Source organism: Streptomyces sp. NPDC086554 (assembly GCF_040686095.1).
Classification (GTDB): Bacteria; Actinomycetota; Actinomycetes; order Streptomycetales; family Streptomycetaceae; genus Streptomyces.
Genome location: NZ_JBFBJK010000018.1, coordinates 121,187 through 142,157, shown reverse-complemented (window position 1 = coordinate 142,157; position 20,971 = coordinate 121,187). Strand labels below are relative to the sequence as shown.

Annotated in this window: 17 protein-coding genes and 4 pseudogenes; 9 read left to right on the top strand and 12 right to left on the bottom strand. The window is 70.0% G+C overall.

The window, feature by feature from the left end:
- Window positions 1-11: 11 nt before the first annotated feature.
- Both cynS and AB0O76_RS28005 read right to left on the bottom strand, forming a co-directional pair.
- On the bottom strand, window positions 12-482 hold the full coding sequence (gene cynS / locus AB0O76_RS28010) for a cyanase (RefSeq protein WP_365496580.1): 471 nt from the start codon (window positions 480-482) through the stop codon (window positions 12-14).
- Window positions 483-568: 86 nt separating this feature from the next.
- The gene (locus AB0O76_RS28005) at window positions 569-1,171 is read right to left on the bottom strand and encodes a carbonic anhydrase (RefSeq protein WP_365496579.1); all 603 of its coding nucleotides are present in this window, start codon (window positions 1,169-1,171) and stop codon (window positions 569-571) included.
- Between the two features lie 155 nt (window positions 1,172-1,326).
- Between AB0O76_RS28005 and cynR the strand changes: the two genes are divergently transcribed.
- On the top strand, window positions 1,327-2,232 hold the full coding sequence (gene cynR, locus AB0O76_RS28000) for a transcriptional regulator CynR (RefSeq protein WP_365496577.1): 906 nt from the start codon (window positions 1,327-1,329) through the stop codon (window positions 2,230-2,232).
- Here cynR and AB0O76_RS27995 read toward each other — a convergent pair.
- Window positions 2,217-2,657, bottom strand: a complete 441-nt coding sequence (locus tag AB0O76_RS27995; RefSeq protein WP_365496575.1) for a MarR family transcriptional regulator — start codon at window positions 2,655-2,657, stop codon at window positions 2,217-2,219. The two genes, cynR and AB0O76_RS27995, sit on opposite strands and share 16 nt — an antisense overlap.
- Window positions 2,658-2,829: 172 nt before the next feature.
- On the opposite strand from AB0O76_RS27995, the gene AB0O76_RS27990 reads away from it, so the two are divergent.
- Entirely contained in the window at window positions 2,830-3,387 is a 558-nt protein-coding gene (locus AB0O76_RS27990) for a quercetin 2,3-dioxygenase (protein ID WP_365496573.1), read from the top strand.
- Window positions 3,384-4,277 (top strand): alpha/beta hydrolase, encoded by an 894-nt coding sequence (locus tag AB0O76_RS27985; RefSeq protein ID WP_365496571.1) that lies wholly within the window; start codon window positions 3,384-3,386, stop codon window positions 4,275-4,277. Before AB0O76_RS27990 ends, AB0O76_RS27985 begins: the two co-directional genes overlap by 4 nt.
- 53 nt (window positions 4,278-4,330) lie before the next feature.
- On the opposite strand, the pseudogene AB0O76_RS27980 reads toward AB0O76_RS27985, so the two are convergent.
- Together AB0O76_RS27980 and katG are read right to left on the bottom strand one after the other, a co-directional pair.
- Window positions 4,331-5,142, bottom strand: a pseudogene (locus AB0O76_RS27980) (thioesterase family protein).
- A gap of 142 nt (window positions 5,143-5,284) precedes the next feature.
- The gene (katG, locus tag AB0O76_RS27975; RefSeq protein WP_365496569.1) at window positions 5,285-7,516 is read right to left on the bottom strand and encodes a catalase/peroxidase HPI; all 2,232 of its coding nucleotides are present in this window, start codon (window positions 7,514-7,516) and stop codon (window positions 5,285-5,287) included.
- A gap of 340 nt (window positions 7,517-7,856) precedes the next feature.
- On the opposite strand from katG, the gene AB0O76_RS27970 reads away from it, so the two are divergent.
- A complete protein-coding gene (locus AB0O76_RS27970) occupies window positions 7,857-8,273 on the top strand; it encodes a Fur family transcriptional regulator (protein WP_365496567.1) in 417 nt (138 codons plus the stop codon).
- Between the two features lie 85 nt (window positions 8,274-8,358).
- Here AB0O76_RS27970 and AB0O76_RS27965 read toward each other — a convergent pair.
- A pseudogene (locus tag AB0O76_RS27965) lies at window positions 8,359-9,633 on the bottom strand (alpha/beta family hydrolase); the annotation flags it as partial.
- Window positions 9,634-9,755: 122 nt separating this feature from the next.
- Between AB0O76_RS27965 and AB0O76_RS27960 the strand changes: the two are divergent.
- Together AB0O76_RS27960 and AB0O76_RS27955 are read left to right on the top strand one after the other, a co-directional pair.
- Window positions 9,756-10,502 carry a PP2C family serine/threonine-protein phosphatase gene (locus tag AB0O76_RS27960; protein WP_365496565.1) on the top strand — a complete coding sequence of 249 codons (747 nt, stop codon included), beginning with the start codon at window positions 9,756-9,758 and terminating at the stop codon, window positions 10,500-10,502.
- 39 nt (window positions 10,503-10,541) lie between these two features.
- On the top strand, window positions 10,542-11,666 hold the full coding sequence (locus tag AB0O76_RS27955) for a CapA family protein (RefSeq protein ID WP_365496563.1): 1,125 nt from the start codon (window positions 10,542-10,544) through the stop codon (window positions 11,664-11,666).
- Here AB0O76_RS27955 and AB0O76_RS27950 read toward each other — a convergent pair.
- Both AB0O76_RS27950 and AB0O76_RS27945 read right to left on the bottom strand, forming a co-directional pair.
- A complete protein-coding gene (locus AB0O76_RS27950) occupies window positions 11,636-12,496 on the bottom strand; it encodes a geranyl diphosphate 2-C-methyltransferase (RefSeq protein ID WP_365496561.1) in 861 nt (286 codons plus the stop codon). The two genes, AB0O76_RS27955 and AB0O76_RS27950, sit on opposite strands and share 31 nt — an antisense overlap.
- Before the next feature lie 23 nt (window positions 12,497-12,519).
- Window positions 12,520-13,947 (bottom strand): family 2B encapsulin nanocompartment shell protein, encoded by a 1,428-nt coding sequence (locus AB0O76_RS27945; RefSeq protein ID WP_365496559.1) that lies wholly within the window; start codon window positions 13,945-13,947, stop codon window positions 12,520-12,522.
- Window positions 13,948-14,388: 441 nt separating this feature from the next.
- Between AB0O76_RS27945 and AB0O76_RS27940 the strand changes: the two genes are divergently transcribed.
- Window positions 14,389-15,549, top strand: coding sequence for a family 2 encapsulin nanocompartment cargo protein terpene cyclase (locus AB0O76_RS27940; protein ID WP_365496557.1), 1,161 nt, complete (start codon window positions 14,389-14,391; stop codon window positions 15,547-15,549).
- 42 nt (window positions 15,550-15,591) lie between these two features.
- Here the strand turns inward: AB0O76_RS27940 and AB0O76_RS27935 are convergent, their stop codons facing one another.
- Window positions 15,592-16,287: a helix-turn-helix transcriptional regulator gene (locus AB0O76_RS27935; protein WP_365496555.1), complete on the bottom strand. Its 696-nt coding sequence runs from the start codon at window positions 16,285-16,287 to the stop codon at window positions 15,592-15,594.
- A gap of 344 nt (window positions 16,288-16,631) precedes the next feature.
- Between AB0O76_RS27935 and AB0O76_RS27930 the strand changes: the two genes are divergently transcribed.
- Window positions 16,632-18,095 carry an NCS2 family permease gene (locus tag AB0O76_RS27930; protein WP_365496553.1) on the top strand — a complete coding sequence of 488 codons (1,464 nt, stop codon included), beginning with the start codon at window positions 16,632-16,634 and terminating at the stop codon, window positions 18,093-18,095.
- 54 nt (window positions 18,096-18,149) lie between these two features.
- Here AB0O76_RS27930 and AB0O76_RS27925 read toward each other — a convergent pair whose 3' ends face one another.
- Complete coding sequence (locus tag AB0O76_RS27925; protein WP_365496551.1) at window positions 18,150-19,277, bottom strand: NADH:flavin oxidoreductase; 1,128 nt, start codon at window positions 19,275-19,277, stop codon at window positions 18,150-18,152.
- A gap of 115 nt (window positions 19,278-19,392) precedes the next feature.
- On the opposite strand from AB0O76_RS27925, the gene AB0O76_RS27920 reads away from it, so the two are divergent.
- A complete protein-coding gene (locus tag AB0O76_RS27920) occupies window positions 19,393-19,827 on the top strand; it encodes a MarR family transcriptional regulator (RefSeq protein ID WP_365496549.1) in 435 nt (144 codons plus the stop codon).
- Between the two features lie 3 nt (window positions 19,828-19,830).
- On the opposite strand, the pseudogene AB0O76_RS27915 reads toward AB0O76_RS27920, so the two are convergent.
- Window positions 19,831-20,165: pseudogene (locus AB0O76_RS27915) on the bottom strand (hypothetical protein).
- 207 nt (window positions 20,166-20,372) lie between these two features.
- Window positions 20,373-20,729 (bottom strand): annotated as a pseudogene (locus AB0O76_RS27910) (carboxymuconolactone decarboxylase family protein); the annotation flags it as partial.
- Between the last annotated feature and the right edge of the window lie 242 nt (window positions 20,730-20,971).

Here is a 20,971-nt window from a genome sequence, read left to right as displayed (position 1 = left end):
CGGTGGTCGCCTCAGAAGGGCTTGGTCGGCAGGTACTTGCCGTCCAGGGTGATGACGGCGCGCTCGCCGCCCTCGGGGTCGGCGACCTTCTTGACGTCCAGCTTGAAGTTGATCGCGCTGATGATGCCGTCGCCGAACTCCTCGTGGACCAGGGCCTTCAGCGTCGTGCCGTAGACCTGGAGCATCTCGTAGAAGCGGTAGATCGTCGGGTCGGTGGGGATACCGCCGTCGATGGAACCGCGGGTCGGGATGGTCTGCAGGAGCAGCGCGGCGTCGTCGTCCAGGCCCAGGATTTCGACGACGGCCTTCGCCGACTGCTCGGGCAGGGCGTGCTGGCCGAGCACGGCGGCGGTGACGAAGGCGACCGAGAAGCCGGCGGCGTCGGCGATCTGCTGCCAGGACAGGTCCTTGCGGAGCTTGGCCTCGACGGCGGTCGTGGCCAGGGTCTGACGGGCGGTGGGGTCGAACTGGGCGTGCACCATGGGTGGGGGTTCCTTCCGGGAGAGCGCCGCTCGCCGGACGGGCGGCGGCTTCTTCTGGTTCTTCTGGTTCTTCTGGTTCTTCTGGTTCAGGCCACGAGCGTGGGCGTGCGGCCGGTGGCGTCGAGTTCCTCGACGGTGCCGGTGGGGATGTCGTAGACCCAGCCGTGCAGGGTGAGCTTCCGCGCGGCCAGGGCGCGGGCCACCGAGGGGTGGGTGGCCAGGTTCGACAGCTGGGCGCGTACGTTCTCGCGCACCAGGGCCTCCACTTTGCGCTCGCCGGTCTCCGCGTCGACGCGGGCCCGTGAGGCGTCCGCGTGCCGCAGCCAGTCGGCAATCGCGGGAGCGGCGGTCAGGTCATGGTTCTCGGCGAGCGCGGTCATCGCGCCGCAGGCGGAATGACCGCACACCACGATGGCGGTGACGCCGAGTACGGCGACGGCGTACTCGATGCTGGCCGCGACGCCGTCCGAGCCGGGAGTGTGGGCGGGGACGAGATTGCCCGCGGTGCGGATCACGAACAGCTCACCCGGCTCGCTCTGGGTGATCAGCTCCGGCACCACCCGGGCGTCGGAGCAGCTGATGAACAGCGTCGTCGGCCGGTGCGTCGCGGCCAGCTCCGCGAAGAGCTCCGCCTTTGCCGGATAGACGTCGCGCCGAAATCGCGTGACGCCCTCGGTGAGGTCTGGCATGGTCACTCCCTTCCTGGCTGCCCGCTCTGTGGGGCGGCGCTGCCGCTCTGTGGGGCGGCGAGATCCACCATGCACGACCTGCACCTATAGCGTCCAAGACGTAATATCCATGACTTCTATCGATGTCATCTATAGCTGCGTCTATGATGGAGGGCATGGCCCCGGAGCTCCGTCATCTGCGCTATCTGCTCGCCGTCGCCGAGCACGCCAACTTCACCCGCGCCGCCGAGGAGCTGCGGGTGTCGCAGCCGACGCTGTCCCAGCAGATCAAGCAGCTCGAGCGCTCCGTGGGCACACAGCTCCTCGACCGCACCGGGCGGACCGTCCGGCTCACCGACGCCGGCGAGACCTATGCCCATTACGCCCGCAGGGCCCTGCGGGACCTCGCGGCGGCCGAGCGTGCCGTCCTGGACGTCGCCGATCTCTCCCGCGGGCATCTCCGACTGGCGATCACTCCGACGTTCACCGCCTACCTCGTCGGCCCCCTTGCCGCGGAGTTCCACAGCCGCCACCCCGGCATTACGCTGGACGTCAAGGAGATGACGCAGGAACGCATCGAGGCCGGGCTCCTCGCCGATGAGCTGGACCTCGGCATCGCCTTCCACGGCCCGCACGCCCCCGGCATCACCGCCACCACCCTGTTCACCGAGACTCTGGGCTTGGTCGTCGGCGCACAGGATCCCGGCACCGAGCGCCAAGCACCCCTACCCGTCGGCGAGTTGATGGAGCGTCAACTTGCGCTCCTCAGCGGCGACTTCGCCACCCGCACCCATATCGACGGCTACTTCACCGCGCACGGGGTGCGGCCACGCATCGCGGTGGAGGCCAACTCCATCCAGGCGCTCACCGAGATCGTCCGGCGCACCGACCTGGCGACGGTCCTGCCCGACGCCATCACGCACGACCACCCCCACCTGACCCCGGTCCCGTTGGATCCTCCCCTGCCGGCCCGCACCGTCACGCTCCTGCACCGCCACAGCGCCTACCGCAGCGCCGCGGCCCGTGCCTTCACCCACGTCACCGAGCAGCACGTCGCCGCCCGCGCCTACGCCCCCGCCTGAGGCGGCCGCCCCCAAGGCGCTTCGAGCGCCGCACGCAGCGCCGCGACCGCCGACCGGCCGATCCGCTCGGCGAGTTGATCCTCGAGCCCGTCGAGAATGCGCTCCGCCCGGCGGTGCACGCGCTCGCCCTCCGGGGTGCGACGGATCAGTCGGCGGCGGGCCGATTCGGGGTCGGGGGTCTGCTCCAGGAGCCCGGCGGAGACCAGTCCGTGTACGGCCTGGTGCGCGGTCTGCCGGGTGACGCCCATGCGCCGGGCGAGCTCGGAGACGGTGGTGCCCTCCTCGTCAAGGACTGCGAAGAGCTGAGCCTGGGTCGGGGACACAGGCGTCGCCCCCGCCCCCTCCAGGGCCGCGAGCAGAGCGTCGTCGAACCAGCGCCGGGCCGCGCCAAGGAGTTGCGGAAGGTTACTGCGGGTGGAAGTCATCAGGTCCTCGTGGCAGTCATCCGGTCCTCGGAGAAGCGGCGGATCCGCAGGTCGGACAGGCAGGAGCGGGACGGAGTCCATGACCGGCGGCCTTGCCCATCAGCGAACTCTCATGTCAGGCTACCTGACATTCACCACCGCCCGCCGCGCAGCCGATCGCCCCGGAGAGCTCATGACCATCGAGTACGCCACTCGCCACCGGAGTGCCTCACGCATCCCGGCGGACCCGGGCAAGCCGTACGTCATCGAGAAGGGCGAGGGCGATCGCGCCCACCTGTTCGGTGACCTGATCACCATCTACGCGGGCGGCGAGCAGACCGAGAACACCTTCAACTTCTTCACCTGCGAAGGCCCCAAGGGCGACATCATCCCGGCCCATCTGCACCGCGACACCTACGAGGTCTTCTACGTCACCCAGGGCGCGGTCCGGCTGTTCGTCGAGGACACCGATGGCCACCAGGAGGAGAAGCTCCTCACCCCGGGCGACTTCGGCTTCGTACCGAAGAACTGCCCGCACGCCTACCGGATGGAGCGCCACCACAGCCAGATCGTCGGCGTCGCCGCCGGGCCCGGCGGCACCTTCGAGCGGTTCTTCGAGACCCTCGGCGCACCCGCCGAACAACTCGGGCTGCCCCACGAGCCCGTCGTCCCCGCCCCGCACCAATTCGCCTCCGTCCCCCAGCAGTACGATGTCCGTTTCCTGCCCGACCACCAGTGGAGCACCCAGTGACGGCCGACCGCCCCAGCCTCTTCCAGGTAATCGGCGTACCTCACCCGGACATCGCGGCGCTGCCGCCCGCCGCCCCTTGCGAGCCGGGCGTCAGCGTGCTGCGCGGGATCCCCTACGACGTGCCCGAGGGCAGCCGCCCGCTGGAACTCGACCTGTGGCTGCCCGAAAAGGCCGGCCAATCCCCCACGCCCGCCCCGCTGGTGCTCTTCGTGCACGGCGGTGCGTGGCGCCGGGGGCGGCGCGACGACATGGGACTGCACACGCGCTCGTTCTCGCCCGGGCCCTTCGCGCGCATCGCGGCGGCGGGCTTCGCGGTCGCCTGCGTCGACTACCGGCTCAGCGGTGAGGCCGTCTTCCCCGCCCCGCTTGACGACCTGCGCGCCGCCCTGCGGTGGCTCACGCTGCGCTCCGACGAGCTCGGCATCGACACCGGGCGGACGGTGGTGTGGGGAGAGTCCGCGGGCGGGCACCTCGCCTCCCTCCTCGCGCTCACCCACACCGAACCGCCGATCGCGGGCGGCGTCATCTGGTACGCGCCGAGCGATCTGACCACCGCCCGCGGCGGCTACGACCCGTCGAACCCCGCATCCCCCGAAGCGCTACTGCTCGGCGCGGCCCCCGCCGCCGTGCCCGAACTCGCCCGCGCGGCCAGCCCGCTCGCCCAGGCCCACTCCGACGCACCGCCGCTGCTCCTCGTACACGGCGAGGACGACTCCATGGTCAGCCGCACCCACAGCGAGGCCCTGGCGGATCGCCTGCGGGAGGCGGGCGCACCCGTCGAACTCTGGACGATCCCGGGCTCCGACCACGTCTGGTACGGACTGACCGAGGCCGAGGCGGAGGACATCTTCAGCCGCTCACTCGCCTTTGTTCAGGCAAGCCACCTCTGAACCCGGTGACGGCACCCGGTCGCACCGTGGAGGTGAGCGCCACCAACGGCCGTTCACCCGGTGGTCGGCTGTGGCCTGACCGTCAGCATCTGGTGTGCGTAGCCGACGGGTCCCTTGACGTCGTGCAGGACGGTGCTGGTGACGCCGTGGCCCGAGTCTCCGAAGGCGACGGTGGTGTCGAGGCCGGTCCAGCGGCCTTCGGGCTGCCGGTACAGGTGCAGGGTCAGGTCGACGTTCGGGTACATCCAGGCGGTGGGCGGCTGGCGTACGGCGATGCCGTTGGCGGTGTCGACGAGGCCCACGTACGACGCGAGCGGGCTTGCGCTCTCGCCCGCGACGAGGTCAAGTGCCGTGGCGATCCAGGCGGTTGTACGTCCCGGCTCCGGCGGGGACAGCGGACGTACGTCGATGGAGGCGATGAACCGCCGGGCCATAGGACGGCCATCTCCCACGGGGCGACCTCGGCGGGCGGGGTGAGCGGGGCCGGGGCGCCGCCCGCGACGGCGCTCGTGTCGAGCGCGGCAAGCAGCCAGGCGCGGGAGCGGACCACCGCTCGTCCTGCGACCAGCACGGTGGCCTCGATCAGCTCGATGGTGCGGCCGGGGCGGACGGTCTCCACCTGGATCTCGCACTCGTCGAGCGCGAGGCGCCCCAGGATGTCGAAGCTGATCCGGCCGATGACCAGGCCGGTGCCCTCGGTCCTTTCGGCCAGATGGCGTTCGATGGCGTGGACCACGAGGCCGCCGAGCGGACTGAAGTGCAGCTCGTCGGGGTCCCAGGCACCGCTCGCGTGGGCGGTGGGCTTGTAGCGGTGCTCGTCTATCCGCTCGTAGTAGCTGTCCGGAACCGGTGCGCCGGTGTTCAACTGGCCTCCCCTGTCGGTGATTCAAGATCGTACGACGCCCGCTGTCCGCGCCCGCACGCAGAACGGCGTCCGGGCCGACCCACAGGGGCCGGCCCGGACGCCGTCATCTGACGCGTCAGCTGCCTCGGACGCGTCGGACGCCTCAGGCCAGGTCGAACCGGTCGAGGTTCATGACCTTGTCCCACGCCTTGACGAAGTCCTTCACGAACTTCCCCTTCGCGTCATCGCTCGCGTAGACCTCGGCGACCGCGCGCAGCTCGGAGTTCGAGCCGAAGACGAGGTCGGCACGCGTACCGGTCCACTTGACCTCGCCCGTGGCGGCGTCGCGGCCCTCGAAGGTGTCCTGGGCCTCGGACGTCGACTTCCACACCGTGCCCAGGTCGAGCAGGTTGACGAAGAAGTCGTTGGTCAGCGTCCCGGGGTTGGTGGTGAGGACGCCGTGCTTCGACTGCTGGTGGTTGGCGCCGAGGACGCGCAGGCCACCGACGAGGACCGTCAGCTCGGGAGCGCTGAGGGTCAGCAGGTTCGCCTTGTCGAGGAGCAGGTACTCGGCTCCGAGGCGGTTGCCCTTGCCGATGTAGTTGCGGAACCCGTCGGCGGACGGCTCGAGCGCGGAGAAGGACTCCACGTCCGTCTGCTCCTGCGACGCGTCCGCGCGGCCCGGCGTGAACGGGACCTCGATGTCGACGCCGCCGTCCTTGGCGGCCTGCTCGACACCGGCGGCGCCCGCGAGCACGATCAGGTCGGCCAGCGAGACCTGCTTGCCGCCGCTCTGCGCCGAGTTGAAGGAATCCTTGATCCCCTCCAGGGTTCGCAGCACGGTCGCAAGATCGTCGGGCTGGTTGACCTCCCAGCCGCTCTGCGGCTCCAGGCGGATGCGGGCACCGTTGGCGCCGCCGCGCTTGTCGCTGCCGCGGAAGGACGAGGCCGACGCCCACGCGGTGGACACCAGCTGGGAAACCGTCAGGTCCGATGCGAGGACCTGGCTCTTGAGGGCAGCGATGTCCGCCGCGTCGACGAGCTCGTGCGTGACCGCGGGCAGCGGGTCCTGCCACACCAGCTGCTCCTCCGGGACCTCCGGGCCGAGGTAGCGCACGATCGGGCCCATGTCACGGTGGGTCAGCTTGAACCACGCGCGAGCGAAGGCGTCGGCGAACTCCTCGGGGTTGTCCTTGAAGCGACGCGAGATCTGCTCGTAGGCCGGGTCGAACCGGAGCGAGAGGTCGGTCGTGAGCATCGTCGGCGCGTGCGTCTTCGACGCGTCGAAGGCGTCCGGGACGGTGCCCGCACCCGCGCCGTCCTTCGGCCGGTACTGGTACGCACCGGCAGGGCTCTTGAACAGCTCCCACTCGTAGCCGAAGAGGATCTCGAAGAAGCTGTTGTCCCAGGTGATCGGGGTGTTCGTCCAGATGCCCTCCAGACCGCTGGTGATCGCGTCGGCGCCCACACCGGTGCCGTTCGTGCTCTTCCAGCCGATGCCCTGCTGCTCCATCGGGGCGGCCTCGGGGTCGGGACCGACGTTGTCCGCCGAGCCCGCTCCGTGGGTCTTGCCGAAGGTGTGGCCGCCCGCGATCAGGGCGACCGTCTCCTCGTCGTTCATCGCCATCCGGCGGAACGTCTCACGGACGTCGCGGGCCGCGGCGATCGGGTCCGGGTTGCCGTTGGGGCCCTCGGGGTTGACGTAGATGAGGCCCATCTGGACGGCGCCGAGGGGGTCCTCCAGCTCCCGGTCGCCGGTGTAGCGCTCGTCGTCGAGCCAGGTGGTCTCGGGACCCCAGTAGACGTCCTCGTCGGGCTCCCAGACGTCCGGGCGGCCACCGCCGAAGCCGAAGGTCTTGAAGCCCATCGTCTCCAGGGCCACGTTGCCCGTGAGGATCATGAGGTCGGCCCAGGAGAGGCTCTGGCCGTACTTCTTCTTGACCGGCCACAGCAGACGGCGGGCCTTGTCGAGGCTCGCGTTGTCCGGCCAGCTGTTGAGGGGGGCGAAACGCTGCTGGCCGGCCCCGGCGCCGCCGCGGCCGTCGCTGATGCGGTAAGTGCCCGCGCTGTGCCAGGCCATCCGGATCATCAACGGGCCGTAGTGGCCGAAGTCGGCGGGCCACCAGTCCTGCGAGGTGGTAAGGACCTCGGCGATGTCGCGTTTCACCGCGGGCAGGTCGAGGGAGTTGAAGGCCTCGGCGTAGTCGAACTCCTCGCCCAGCGGGTTCGCCACTGCGGGGTTCTTGGCGAGGATCTTCAGGTTGAGCCGGTCCGGCCACCACTGGCGGTTTCCGCCGCCCTGGGTCGGGTGCGGTGCGCGTCCGTGCGCGACCGGGCAGCCGCCTGTCTCCTCCGGCTTCGGGTCGGTGACGATCGCGTCATGGTTCTCAGTCATGGGAATCCTTCCGGACGGGGCGGATCACAAAGCTCAAGAACTGCGGAGTCGGGGTGGACGGGGGCAGGTTTCTCCAGCAGGATCTGGTCCTCGAACGGCTCCAGGCCGAGGACTCCCGCCTGCTCGCCGTACCGATGGTCGGCGAGCGGTGCACCGGATGCCGCGTCGTGCGGACCCGTCTGCTGAAGTCACGCGCTTTTCCCTGCTGTTGCCCTGTCCCTTGGCTGTCGGCCGGAACCGATCCTACGATGGACCAAGTCCAAGTCAATACGACAGACAGGGCGCCGTACGGATTCATTTGTCGGACGATGCTCAACGACGCAAAGTTAGGCTGGTGGACATGAGCGACCTGCTCGAACGGCTCCGCGGACGTGGCTGGCGGATGACCGCTCAGCGCCGGGTGGTCGCCGAGGTGCTCGACGGCGAACACGTCCATTTCACCGCGGACGAGGTGCTCGCGCGCGCCACCGCCCGGCTGCCGGAGATCTCCCGTGCCACCGTCTACAACACGCTCGGTGAGCTCGTCTCGCTCGGCGAGGTGATCGAGGTGGCCACCGACGGACGGGCCAAGCGCTACGACCCGAACGCCCACCATCCGCACCAGCATCTGGTCTGCTCGGGCTGCGGCGCCATCCGGGACGTACATCCCGACGGCGACCCGCTGACCGCACTGCCGCCCTCCGAACGGTTCGGCTTCCGTGTGTCCGATGTCGAGGTGACGTATCGGGGGCTGTGCCCCGAGTGCGCGAGCGCCTGAGTCCCCTGCGGGGTAACTCACGGTGCCCGTGCGACCGTTCCGGCACGCCGGGGCCGCCGGCACCGGGCCGGCCCTCCTTTGCTGTCAAGTGTCTGCTGAACCAGTCCCTTGCGAGGTCGGCGACCTGGTCGAGGGCGCCCGGTTCTTCGAAGAGGTGCGTGGCCCCGGGGACGATCTCGAGCCGGTTCTCACAGCGCAGTTCCGCCTGGGCGGCCCGGTTGAGGTCGAGGACCATCGGGTCGTGCCCGCCGACGATCAGCAGGGTCGGTGCGCGTACGTCGCCGAGGCGGGGCGCGGCGAGATCGGGCCTGCCGCCCCGGGACACCACGGCACCGACGGCGGTGTCGTCGGTGGCATCGTCGTCAGCGGCCGCCCGTAGCGCCGCCGCGGCGCCGGTGCTGGCTCCGAAGTAGCCGATCGCCATGGACTCGCGCCGCCGCAGCCAGCGGGTGGCCCCCGACAGCCTCGCGGCCAGCGTGCCGATGTCGAAGACGTTCGCCCGGTCGCCCTCCTCGGCCGGTGTGAGCAGGTCGAAGAGCAGCGTGCCGAGGCCCGCCGCACGCAGCGCCGACGCCACCGACCGGTTGCGCGGGCTGTGCCGGCTGCTGCCGGAGCCGTGGGCGAACATCACCACCGCTCGGGCGCCCTCCGGCAGAGCGAGGTCGCCCACTAGACCGATACCGCCCGCGTCGACCTCGACCTCGACTTCGACGGGTCCGGACCGGGCGGCCGCGGACCGCGCCAGGCAGGCGATCACTTCCTCGTCGGTGGTCTGCGAGAAGTCCCTGTACCACTGGCCGACGGAGCCGAACAGGTCCGGCGCGGACAGGCACACCGCTTCGTCCGCCACCTCGCGCAACCGGCCCAGCGTGTCCGCCGGAGCCGTCGGAACGGCGAGCACCACACGGGCCGCGCCCTGTGCCCGTGCGACCCGGCAGGCGGCCGCGGCCGTGGCGCCGGTCGCGATGCCGTCGTCCACCACGATCACCGTGCGGCCCTCGACCGCCTTCCGGGGCCGCCCGTCGCGGTACCGCCGCGCCCGCCGCAGCAGCTCCTGTTCCTCTCTGGCCTGGACCGCCGCGATCTCGTCCGGCCGGATGCCGCAGTGGCGCACGATCTCGTCGCTGAGGACCCGCACGCCGCCCTCGCCGATCGCCCCGAACCCCAGTTCCGGTTGGTAGGGGACGCCGAGCTTGCGGACCACGATCACATCGAGCGGGGCGCCGAGCGCCCGCGCCACCTCGAAGGCCACCGGTACGCCGCCTCTGGGCAGGCCCAGGACGACCGGCCCTTCCTTCCGCAGATGCCGCACCGCTTCGGCCAGGCGGCGCCCGGCATCCACACGGTCGCTGAACAGCACAGTGCTCGCCTCATCTCGTTCGGCACCTTCCATTGTCGCGCTCCGACCGCGCCCGCGGCGGCTCGCGGCGCGACAATGGAGGTGCGGAGAGCGCCCCGCCCTGGCGGAGAGGCGGGATGGAGATGCCGTACGTAACGGTCACCGCCCTGAGCCACCCGGGGCTCATGCGCGATCACAACGAGGACAGTCTGGCCGTCGGGCCTTGGACGCTGTGCGGAACCGTGACCGAGAACCCGCAGACACTGGGTTTCCCGCTCGGTACGCCGCTCGTCGTCGCGGTCGCCGACGGCATGGGCGGCCAGCCGGCCGGCGAGGTCGCCAGCAGCCTCGTCGTCCGGCACCTCGCTCTGCTCGGCCCCACCCTGGACAGCGAGGAAGCCGTGCGCGACGCGCTGAACGCCTGCAATCACTCCGTGTACGCGCTGGCCGACGGCGACCCGGAGCTGATCACCATGGGGACGACGGTCGCGGGGATCGTGGTCCTGCCGACGGAACTGCTGGTGTTCAACGTCGGTGACAGCAGAGTCCTCGACGTGAGCAGCGGCCATACGGCGCTCCACCGGATGAGCGTCGACGACAGCCCGCCACTGGAGCCCGGCCGGCGCACCACGTCGATCGTCACGCAGTCGCTCGGCGGCGCTCCCCGGTTCACCGCGATCACGCCACACATCAGCACGGCGCCCCTCAGCACGGGCGGACGCTACCTCGTGTGCACCGACGGCCTGACCGACCCCGTGCCCGACGACGCGATCGACGAGGAGCTGCGGGCCCACGACGGCGGGCGGGCGGCCTTCGGACTGTGGAAGTCCGCCATCGAGGCCGGCGGCCCCGACAACATCACCCTCGCGTTGATCGGCATCGTCGACTGATCGGCGCATCGACCCCACGACACCCCAGGGAGAGCCCGCGTGACCACGCTGTTCGTCTGCGGCGACGTCATGCTCGGCCGTGGTGTGGACCAGATACTGCCGCACCCCGGTGACCCGGAGCTGCGCGAGAGCTACATGCGGGACGCCAACGGGTACGTCGCCCTGGCGGAGGCGGTGAACGGGCCCATTCCGCTTCCGGTCGACTTCGCGTGGCCCTGGGGGGACGCGCTGGATGCCCTTGCGGCGGCCGCGCCCGACGCCCGCGTCATCAATCTGGAGACCAGCGTCACGCGCAGCGGCTCGTTCGCGCCCGGCAAGGGCATCCACTACCGGATGCATCCCGCCAACGTCCCCTGCCTGTCGGCCGCCCGGCCCGACGTCTGCGTCCTGGCCAACAACCACGTCCTTGACTTCGGCCGCCGCGGTCTTGCGGAGACCCTCGACTCACTGGCCGGGGCACGGCTGCGGACGGCGGGCGCGGGCCGGGACGCCGCCGCGGCGAGCCGCCCTGCGATCATCCCGCTCGAAGCGAACCACCGTCTCCTGGTCTTCTCCATCGGCATGCCGTCCAGCGGTGTTCCGCACGACTGGGCGGCGACCGAAGACCGCAGCGGGGTGAGCTTCGTGGCCGGCCCCTCCGACTCCGCCGCGGCCGAACTGGCCGACCGCGTACGGCGGATGAAGCGTCCGGGCGACATCGCGATGGTCTCGGTCCACTGGGGCTCCAACTGGGGGTACCGCATACCCCGGGACCAAGTCGCCTTCGCACACGCCCTGATCGACGCCGGAGCGGATGTCGTGCACGGCCACTCCTCACACCACCCCCGCCCCCTGGAGACGTATCGAGGCAAGCTCGTCCTGTACGGCTGCGGCGATTTCATCAATGACTACGAGGGCATCACGGGGTACGAGCAGTACCGCGACGACCTGCGGCTCCTCTGTCTCGCCTCGCTCGAACCCGGCACGGGCCGGCTCATCGAGCTGCGCATCGTCCCGCTGCAGTCCCGGCGCATGCGTCTGTGCCACGCCTCGTCGGAGGACTCCCGGTGGCTGTCCGCTCTCCTCGACCGGATCGCGACGAGGTTCCGCCCCTGCGTCGCCACCGACGCGGAGCTCATCCTGCGAGCCGAGGGTCAGATGCGGTCGGCGGCGATGAGGAGGTAGTGGAAGCTGCGTTCGCGGTACGCGGTCAGGAAGGGTTCCTCGATGCCGGTGGCCAGTGAGGACTTGGCCCGCAGTTCCCAGTAGGGGATGGTCGCGGCCGTCAGGTCGACGACGTTGATGGGGACGAGGCCGTTGGCGGCGAGTGCCTTGAAGTACGCGCTGCGGGAGTGGATGTTGCAGGTGTAGTGCTCGTCGATGCGGCTCACCGCCTTGGAGCGGCCGCCGGTGACGTCGTTGTAGCAGCCGGTGATGCAGACGTAGCGCCCGCCGTGGACCAGCAGCCGGGCGTACTCGGAGAAGAGCGCGAACAGGTCCACGTACATGGTGGATTCGTTGTTCCAGATCCCGTGGAAGGCACCGGACGGCAGACCCGTGTCCAGCATGTTGCGGAAGTGGTGGGCCACCTTGGCGTCGACGCCGCGCTTGCGGGCCTGGGCGTTGGCGAACTCGACCTGCGACTCGGATATGGATACGCCGTCGACCTGGCAGCCGAAGCGCTGGTTGGCCATGATGCTGGTGCCGCCCCTGCCGCAGCCGGCGTCCAGCAGACGGTGGCCGGGCGCGATGGGTCCCAGGTGGTCGATGAGCACGTCCGCCTGCGCCGACTCAAGGCGGTGCAGCTCCTCGATGACGCGCTCGTCGCGGGTCTCCTCGGGGCCCTCCAGGACCGAGGGATCCCAGTCGCCGATCCCGTAGTGGTGGTGGTAGAGGCCGTCGACGTCCCCGAGGCGCAGATTGACCGGGTCCTTCTCCTTGTTCCAGTACTCCGCGACCGCCTGCTGGTAGGCGGTGCGCACCACGCGGGAGGAGGCTTCCGGAGTCATCGTCATCGTCAGAACTCCTTAACAACGTGTCAGGCGGGTGTCCGGGAGACCTCGACGTTTTCCAGAACGCCGACCGCGTCGGGCACGAGCACGGCCGCCGAGTAGTAGGCGCTGACCAGGTAGGAGATGACGGCCTGGTCGTTGATGCCCATGAACCGCACATTGAGGCCCGGCTCGTATTCGTCGGGGATGCCGGTCTGGCGCAGGCCAACGGCGCCCTCCGCCTCCTCGCCGGTGCGCATCGCCAGGATCGAGGTGGCGCCTTCGGCGGAGACCTCCAGTTTCCCCAGGGGGTAGATCGGTACGCCGCGCCAGGCCGGAAGGCGGTGGCCGCCGACTTCGGTGTCGCCGGAGTAGATGCCGCGCTTGTTGCATTCGCGGCCGAAGGCGGCGACGGCGCGCGGGTGCGCGAAGAACGCCTTGGTCTGGCGCCGCATGCTGAGCAGCTCGTCGAAGTCGTCCGGTGTGGGAGGTCCTGAGTGGGTGGAGATGCGCTGGCTGTAGTCGGCGTTGTGCAGGAGTCCGAACTCGCGGTTGTTGACCAGCTCGTACTCCTGGCGTTCGCGCAGCGCCTCGATGGTCAGCCGCAGTTGCTGTTCGACCTGGTTCATCGGGTCGTTGTAGAGGTCGGCCACCCGGGTGTGAATCTTCAGGACCGTCTGCGCCACGCTCAACTCGTATTCGCGGGGCTCCAGTTCATAGTCCACGAAGGTGCCCGGCAGCGCCGGTTCGCCGACGTGCCCTGCGGCGAGCGCGATGTCGGCCTCGCCGCGCCTGTTCTGCGGCCGCTCCCCCTCGGCCTGGCGCGCCCGCACATGGGTCCGCAGCGCCTCGCTCTGCCCGGCGACCTCCTCGTACGCCTGCCGGGGCAGCACCAGAACGGTGCACGCGGTCACCGCGCGGGTGGTGAACTCCCAGTCGCCGGGCTCGTCCCCGACCACCTGGCCGCCGAAGAAGCCGCCGTCGGCGAGGACTCCGAGCCGGGTCTCCTCGCCGTACTTGCCGGTTCCGATCTTCTCCACCTTGCCGTGCGCGATCAGGTGGACGTGGTCGGCGGGCCGCCCCGCCTGGGCAAGGACCTCGCCCGGCGCCAGCTCCCGCTGCTCGAACCGCTCGGCGAGCGCCCGCAGCGCCTCGGAGTCGTCGAATCCGCGCAGCAGCGGCAGCTCCCCCAGCTCCGCGGGGACGACCCGGACGTCGGCGCCCTCCTGGACGAAGGTCACCCGGCCGTCGCCGACCGCGTACATCAGGCGCCGGTTCACCCGGTACGTGCCGCCGCCGACCTCCACCCAGGGCAGCGTCCGCAGCAGCCAGCGGGAGCTGATGTTCTGCATCTGCGGAACGGTCTTGGTGGTGGTCGCCAGATTGCGGGCGGCCGCGATGCCCAGACTCAACTGTGCCTGGCCCGCGCTCTGTTCAGGTTGCTCCGACTGCTCCGCCGACGCTGCGGTCGCCATTCTGGTCCCCTCCCACGGCAGTGCGTTGCTCAGGACACGAAAGACTCCTGCGGCGGACCCGGCCGCAGGAGCTGCGCGCCGCAAGTGAAGCAGCGCGCGTCGACGGCGGTCGAGAGCGGCCTCCCGCCCACACCATGTGTTTGCGCCACCCGCCCAACGCCTCGGATGACCTGCGCGAACAGCCTGCGGCGCGCTGCGGGATCGGCAGTCACCGCGCCCGAGGACGGCCGGAATCAAGCGAACCGTCGCAGATCGTCCAAGGCCGTGAAGAAATGGCGGGGCGGATCCTCAATTCCCGGTATGAGCAGGGTTGTTGTGCCTGCTGCGTCCTGTCGGGGAGGTCGGCGCACCCTTGATCCGCCCTCTGGGCCGTGCTATGCCTGCGTCGACGACCGAGCCGAGTCGACTCTCCCGTGGACGGAGTTGCGGATGAAGGCGCCCATGCCCGGTACGAACGACGCGCCCGCGGACGCCCTTGGTTCGCCCAGCCTGCTGACCCGACTCCTTTCGGGTCCTTCCGGGATCGGGACCGGCTCCCTGCGCCTCACGCCTGCCGCGGAACCGGAATCGGGGTCGGCGTCGGCGTCGGCGCCGCCCGCGGCCGGACCATCGCCGATGTCGCCGTCATCGCAACGGATCGAGGGCCTCTACTGCCCACCCGCCGTACGGGACGACCGTGCGCTGGCCGACGAGGTCAACGACCGTCTCGTCGAGTGGGCCGAGAACGAGGTGGCCCTCTACCCGGACACCGATCACCGGGAGGCCCTTGTCGGCTTCGACCCGGGGCGGTCGGTCGTCCTGTGCCACCCAGACGCGCCGGACATCGACCACCTCATGGCCGCGGCCCGCCTGCTGGTGGGCGAGAACGCCGTGGACGACTACTTCTGCGAGGCGGAGTACGGGGGGAGCGCCGACCGGCGCGGCGCGGCACTCGCCGTCGCCCAGTCCGCGATCGACCCGGCCCACAACACCCCACGCTACGAAGCCGATTGGCGGTCCGGAGTGGATTCCCACCCGGCCCTGCGCTCGATGCGCTCGGCCATGGACCACTTCCGCGCCCTGGTCACCCCGGCGCAGGCCCACCGCTTCCGGCACGACATCGCCGGCCTCTACCTGGGCTACAACGCCGAGGGCGACTGCATCAGCGAACGCCGCACCCCGGCGGTGTGGGAGTACCTGGTGCAGCGGCAGTTCAACAACTTCCGCCCGTGCCTGACCATCACCGACGCCGTCGGCGGCTACGAACTGCCCGCCCAGCTCTTCGCCGAACCCGCGGTGCAGCGCGCCGTCGCCCTCTCCTCCAACGCCTCGACCATCTGCAACGACCTCTACTCGCTGCGCAAGGAGCAGCAGAGCGGGCGCTTCCACTACAGCCTGCCGACCGTGATCGCCGCCGAGGACGACTGCTCCATCGAGGACGCCTTCCAGAAGTCGATCGAGGTCCACAACGACCTCGTCCGCCTCTTCGAGGAACAGGCCGCCGTGCTCTCCGCCACCGATCCGCTCCTCGCCCGCTTCATGACCGGCCTGTCGAACTGGGTGGGCGGCAACCACGAATGGCACGCAGGAAACGTCGGCACCCGCTACGCGACCTCACCCTGAAGGCCGGAGGCGCAGGGCACCTGGCACGGACGCCTGGCGCCGTCACATGTCCATCAGCGTCCAGAAGCGGTCGACGATGCCCTCCAGATAGGCCCGACCCTGCTCGCCGGACGCGGACTTGCCGACCATCCCCCGGCTCAGGGTCGCGGTCATCAGGTTCTGGTACTCCTGGTGCATCAAGCGCAGCGGCGCTTCGAGCATCTTTCGGTCGATACCGGTCAGTTTCGCGAGGGCTCGGGAGTGCGCCTGCCAGCGGGTGCTGACCGCCTCGCCGAGCAGTTCGGCCAGGCGGCCGTTCCCGCCCGTGACCGCAAGACGGTCGCGCACGGAGAGCCCGAGCACGGACGCGAGCGCTCCCGACTGGCGCGCGTCGCCCGTCCATACGCCGGTGCGCTCGGCGGTCTCGTATTCGGCGGTGTCCATGCCGACCGCGCGGGCGACATCGACGGCGGCGTAGCCGCGGATCAGCCGGTGCTCTCTCAACGCACGTGGTGTGCCGATGAGTTGGGTCGGCTCGCACCACAGCACGGCCGCGAGTGCGGCCAGTTCGCCCGGGCTGGGCGCGGCGACCCCGCGTTCCCAGGCAGTGATCGTGTCGGGGGTGATGTGCCCCATGCCGAACGAGGCGCGCATGCCGTGCGCGACATGGCCGGGGGCCATGCCGAGGGATTCGCGGATGCGGCGCGCGGCGCCGGCGTCGAAGGGCGGGGGCGGGTCATGGGAGGGGGGACCAGGCACAGCCCGGGATAATAGAGACAGATGATCGATTTGGCTACTGTGCGTTCCACAGACCCCACATTTCGTGCATAGATCCAGGGCCGTTTTTCGTGCATACATCCAGTGAGCGCGGGGCGAAGCCGCAGAATCTCCATAACGTCCTTGCAACCATTGCCGGTTCGGGGCGTTCGAGCGCGCATCGCCGACCTTCCGTCCGTATGATCCACAACGCTTCGCATGTGCGTTCGCGCATCACGCCGCCGACGACGGAGTCGGATGTTCATCCAACAGTCCCCTGATTCCGGATGCGTTCACCCGCGCACGCTCCATGCGCCCCCAAGTCATGCGCACATCCTGGAGAGTTGATGAAACCCAGCGCGACCGGCGCGCCGAACGACGCGTTCCCGGCACCCAGCGGACCCCGTCTCCCCAGCGGTCCGCTCGACCGCTTCTTCCGCATCAGTGAACGCGGATCGACCTACGGCCGGGAGATACGCGGTGGATTCGCCACGTTCTTCACGATGGCGTACATCCTCGTGCTCAACCCGATCATCCTCAGCGGGGCCAAGGACAAGACCGGCGCCGAGCTCGACCCGGCCCAGCTGGTCACGGCCACCGCGCTCGTGGCCGCCGTGATGACGGTCATCATGGGCATCGGCGGCAACCTCCCGCTCGCGCTCGCGGCCGGACTCGGTCTCAACGCGGTCGTCGCTTTCCAGCTCGCCCCGTTGATGACGTGGGACGACGCCATGGGCCTGATCGTCCTCGAAGGCATCATCATCTGCGTGCTGGTCCTGACCGGTCTTCGTGAGGCGGTCATGCATGCCATCCCGCAGCCTCTCAAGCAGGCCATCAGCGTCGGTATCGGCCTGTTCATCGCGTTCATCGGCTTTGTCGACGCCGGGTTCGTCACCCGTATCCCGGATGCCGCGAACACGACCGTGCCGGTGCAGCTCGGCACCGGCAACCTCACCGGCTGGCCGATGTTCGTGTTCTGCTTCGGGGTCGTGCTGACCATCGTGCTGCTCGCCCGCAAGGTCAAGGGCGCGATCCTCATCAGCATCGTCGTGACGACCGTTCTGGCCCTGGTCCTGAACAAAGCGGCGGACATCAAGACGTGGGGGCTGACCACGCCCGACTTGCCGGACACCCTCGTGGACAGCCCAGACTTCGGGCTGCTCGGCCAGTTCGACGTGTTCGGTGCCTTCGGTCAGGTCAGCGTCGTCACCGTGGTGCTGCTGGTCTTCACGCTCATCCTGTCCGACTTCTTCGACACCATGGGCACGGTCGTCGGTGTCACGGCGGAGGCCGACCTGCTCGACGAGCAGGGCCAGGTGCCGGGTCTTGGTCGGGTGCTGCTCATCGACGGTGCGGCGGCGGTGGCGGGCGGTGCCGCGTCGGCCTCCTCCGCGACCACGTACATCGAATCGGCGGCGGGTGTCGGCGAGGGCGCCCGCACCGGCTTCGCCAACCTGTTCACCGGCGGCCTGTTCGCCATCGCCCTCTTCCTCACCCCGGTGCTGACCATCGTGCCCATGCAGGCGGCGGCGCCCGCGCTCGTCGCCGTCGGCTTCCTGATGATGACGCAGGTCAAGCACATCGACTGGGACCGCTACGACATCGCGATCCCGGCGTTCCTGACCATCGCCGTCATGCCGTTCACGTACTCCATCACCAACGGCATCGGCGCCGGCTTCCTCGCGTACGTCATCATCAAGACCGCGCTCGGCAGGGCCCGCGAGGTGCACTGGCTGCTGTGGGGTGTCTCGCTGCTGTTCGTCGTCTACTTCGCCATCGACCCGATTGAGCAGCTCCTCGGCGTCAAGTGACGGATGCGGGCCCAGGGTTGATCCCCTGGGCCCGCATCATCCGTAACTGCCGTGCTAGCTCAGCGTCTTCAGCGCCGCCGCGTCGTACGGCTTCAGCTCCGCGGTCCGGTCCCCCAGGACCTTCGCCGCCCACTCCGGGTCCTGGAGCAGGGCGCGGCCGACGGCGACCATGTCGAACTCGTCGCGCTCCAGGCGGTCGAGGAGGTTGTCGATGCTGCCGACCGGGGCACCCTCGCCCGCGAACGCGCGGATGAAGTCGCCGTCGAGGCCGACCGAGCCGACGGTGATGGTGGGCCTGCCGGTGAGCTTCTTGGTCCAGCCCGCCAAGTTCAGGTCCGAGTCCTCGAACTCCGGGAGCCAGTAGCGGCGGGTGGAGGCGTGGAAGGCGTCGACGCCGGCCGCGGCGAGTGGGGCCAGGATCGCCTCCAGCTCTTCCGGGGTCTCGGCGAGCCTCGCGTCGTAGGCCTCCTGCTTCCACTGCGAGTAGCGGAAGATCACCGGGAACTCGGGCGAGACGGTCGCGCGGACCGCCGCTACGATCTCCGCCGCGAACTTCGTGCGGGCCACGGCGTCGCCGCCGTAGGCATCGGTACGGCGGTTCGTCCCGGCCCACAGGAACTGGTCGAGGAGATAGCCGTGGGCGCCGTGCAGCTCGACGCCGTCGAAGCCGATGCGCTCGGCGGCCGCTGCGGCCTCGGCGAAGGCACCGATGACGTCATCCAGGTCGCTCCGGGTCATCGCCTTGCCGCTGCCCTCGGTGCCATCCATACGGATACCGGAGGGGCCGACGGCGGGCGCGTCAGGGTAGGGCGCGTCACCCTGCTTGCGCACCATGCCGATGTGCCACAACTGCGGGACGATCGTGCCGCCCGCCGCGTGGACGTCCTCGGCGACCTTCGCCCACCCCGCAAGCTGCTCCTCACCGTGGAACCGCGGCACACGGTCACTCTGCCCGGCCGACTCGTGACCGACGTACGTCCCCTCGGTGACGATCAGGCCTACGCCCGCGGCGGCGCGGCGGGCGTAGTACGACCGCACGTCATCGCCCGGAACGCCGCCCGGGGAGAACATGCGCGTCATCGGCGCCATCGCGATCCGGTTCGGGACGGTCAAGCCGTTCAGCGCGACGGGCCGGGACAGGATCTCGGCCGCGCGGGAGGCCGAGGACGTAGTGACGGTCACGGTGGTGCTCCTCGTGGAAACTTGACAACTTAGATGCTTGATAAACTCAAGCAACGTCTAGACGGTAAACGCCGATATTTAAGATCGTCAAGTTTCCCGAGGTAAAGTGACCCTCATGACAGGCTCTCCCCGCACCGACACGGCCCAGCTCATGGAGCTGCTCTCGCTGTCGCTCGGCGCCTACTACGGCGACTTCACGCTCGCGGCGGCGAGCGAGAACCTCACGGCCAGCCAGGGCAAGGCCCTCACCGTCCTGCGCCGCGGCCCGGCGGCGATGCGCTCCCTGGCCGACACCCTGACCTGCGACGCATCGAACATGACCGGCATCATCGACCGCCTGGAGAAGCGCGGCCTCGTCCGCCGCGAACCCAGCCCCTCCGACCGCCGCGTCAAGAACGTCGTCCTCACCACGGAGGGCGAACGCGCCACGGACGCGATCCGCGCCAAGATGCAGGCCACGCAGGAGGGCCTGGACCGCCTCACCGACCAGGAGCGGGACACCCTGCACACCCTGCTGGAACGCGTCTTCCTCGCGCAGCCCGCCACCTGAACCTCAGCTCACCGCCCTCTTCACCAGCTCTCCGACCCTCTCCGCGTCCTCGGCCGTCAGCTCCTTCAGCGCGAAGGAGGCCGGCCACATGGTGCCGTCGTCGAGGTTCGCCTTGCCGCTGAAGCCGAACGTCGCGTACCTCGCGTTGAACTTCTGCGCTTCGACGCCAGGGCCGGCACGCTCTCCTTGATCACGGCGTGGATGCGTTCGGCCATGACCCGGTCCGATTCCCGTCTCTCGGCGATCTTCGCGAGCACGGCGGCCTCGTCCTCCGCCGCCTTGTCGGCGCGCGATGCGCGGCGCGCGGACGTCTTCAGTTCCTGGGCGCGTGCCTTCATCGCGCCGCGTTCCCCCTCCGTGGATCCGTCGAACTTCTCGGCGGTCGCGGTGGTGCTCGTGGCGGGGCTCCGGGTGGACTTCATGGCGGGTTCCTCACGGTGCGTGGCTGCTGGGTCAGGGGGGCGGGAGGAGCCGTCGTGGCGGCTCCTCCCTGCGGGCTGCCCTGGTGGGCTGGTGGCCGGGTGATGACAGAGCCGAGGCTGCCGTCAGCCCCACGCACCGGCGATCTGGCGGGTCGCGGCGTTGAGCCGGTTGAAGAGGTTGGTTACGCCGATCATGAGGACCAGGGACGCCGGCTGCTGCTCGTCGAAGTGCGTGGCGGCCGCGTCCCAGACCTCGTCGTTCACCGCGTCGGGACGGTCGGCGAGCCGTGTCGCGGCCTCGGCAAGGGCGAGCGCGGCCCGCTCGGGCTCGGTGAAGTACGGGGCCTCGCGCCAGGCGGCGACCGTGGCAAGCCGCTCGTCGCTCACGCCGGCCTTGCGGGCCGTCTTCGCGCCGCCGTCCACGCAGGCGCTGCAGCCGTTGATCTGGCTGACCCGCAGGTGCACCAGCTCCAGGGTCTGGCCGTAGGTCCGCTTCCTGAACGGCTATGCCGAGACCTGCCGGCTCGCGGGCCTTCCCGATGAAGCCCTGCGCCTGCACCGACAGGCACTGGAGCTCGCCCCGGGCCTTGGCTACGGGCACGAGGCGGCGCTGGCTCACGAGGGCATCGCGACCGTGCTCGACGGGACGGATCCGGCGGCGGCCGCGGAGCACCGCGAGGCGGCCCAGACGGCACCGGTCACTCGGGAGTGGGCAACTCCCT

What these genes read in the sequence shown, in the direction of transcription:
- cynS (WP_365496580.1), bottom strand. Translation starts at nt 482, where the DNA reads ATGGTGCACGCCCAGTTCGACCCCACCGCCCGTCAGACCCTGGCCACG.
- AB0O76_RS28005 (WP_365496579.1), bottom strand. Translation starts at nt 1,171, where the DNA reads ATGCCAGACCTCACCGAGGGCGTCACGCGATTTCGGCGCGACGTCTAT.
- cynR (WP_365496577.1), top strand. Translation starts at nt 1,327, where the DNA reads ATGGCCCCGGAGCTCCGTCATCTGCGCTATCTGCTCGCCGTCGCCGAG.
- AB0O76_RS27995 (WP_365496575.1), bottom strand. Translation starts at nt 2,657, where the DNA reads ATGACTTCCACCCGCAGTAACCTTCCGCAACTCCTTGGCGCGGCCCGG.
- AB0O76_RS27990 (WP_365496573.1), top strand. Translation starts at nt 2,830, where the DNA reads ATGACCATCGAGTACGCCACTCGCCACCGGAGTGCCTCACGCATCCCG.
- katG (WP_365496569.1), bottom strand. Translation starts at nt 7,516, where the DNA reads ATGACTGAGAACCATGACGCGATCGTCACCGACCCGAAGCCGGAGGAG.
- AB0O76_RS27970 (WP_365496567.1), top strand. Translation starts at nt 7,857, where the DNA reads ATGAGCGACCTGCTCGAACGGCTCCGCGGACGTGGCTGGCGGATGACC.
- AB0O76_RS27960 (WP_365496565.1), top strand. Translation starts at nt 9,756, where the DNA reads ATGCCGTACGTAACGGTCACCGCCCTGAGCCACCCGGGGCTCATGCGC.
- AB0O76_RS27950 (WP_365496561.1), bottom strand. Translation starts at nt 12,496, where the DNA reads ATGACGATGACTCCGGAAGCCTCCTCCCGCGTGGTGCGCACCGCCTAC.
- AB0O76_RS27945 (WP_365496559.1), bottom strand. Translation starts at nt 13,947, where the DNA reads ATGGCGACCGCAGCGTCGGCGGAGCAGTCGGAGCAACCTGAACAGAGC.
- AB0O76_RS27940 (WP_365496557.1), top strand. Translation starts at nt 14,389, where the DNA reads ATGCCCGGTACGAACGACGCGCCCGCGGACGCCCTTGGTTCGCCCAGC.
- AB0O76_RS27930 (WP_365496553.1), top strand. Translation starts at nt 16,632, where the DNA reads ATGAAACCCAGCGCGACCGGCGCGCCGAACGACGCGTTCCCGGCACCC.
- AB0O76_RS27920 (WP_365496549.1), top strand. Translation starts at nt 19,393, where the DNA reads ATGACAGGCTCTCCCCGCACCGACACGGCCCAGCTCATGGAGCTGCTC.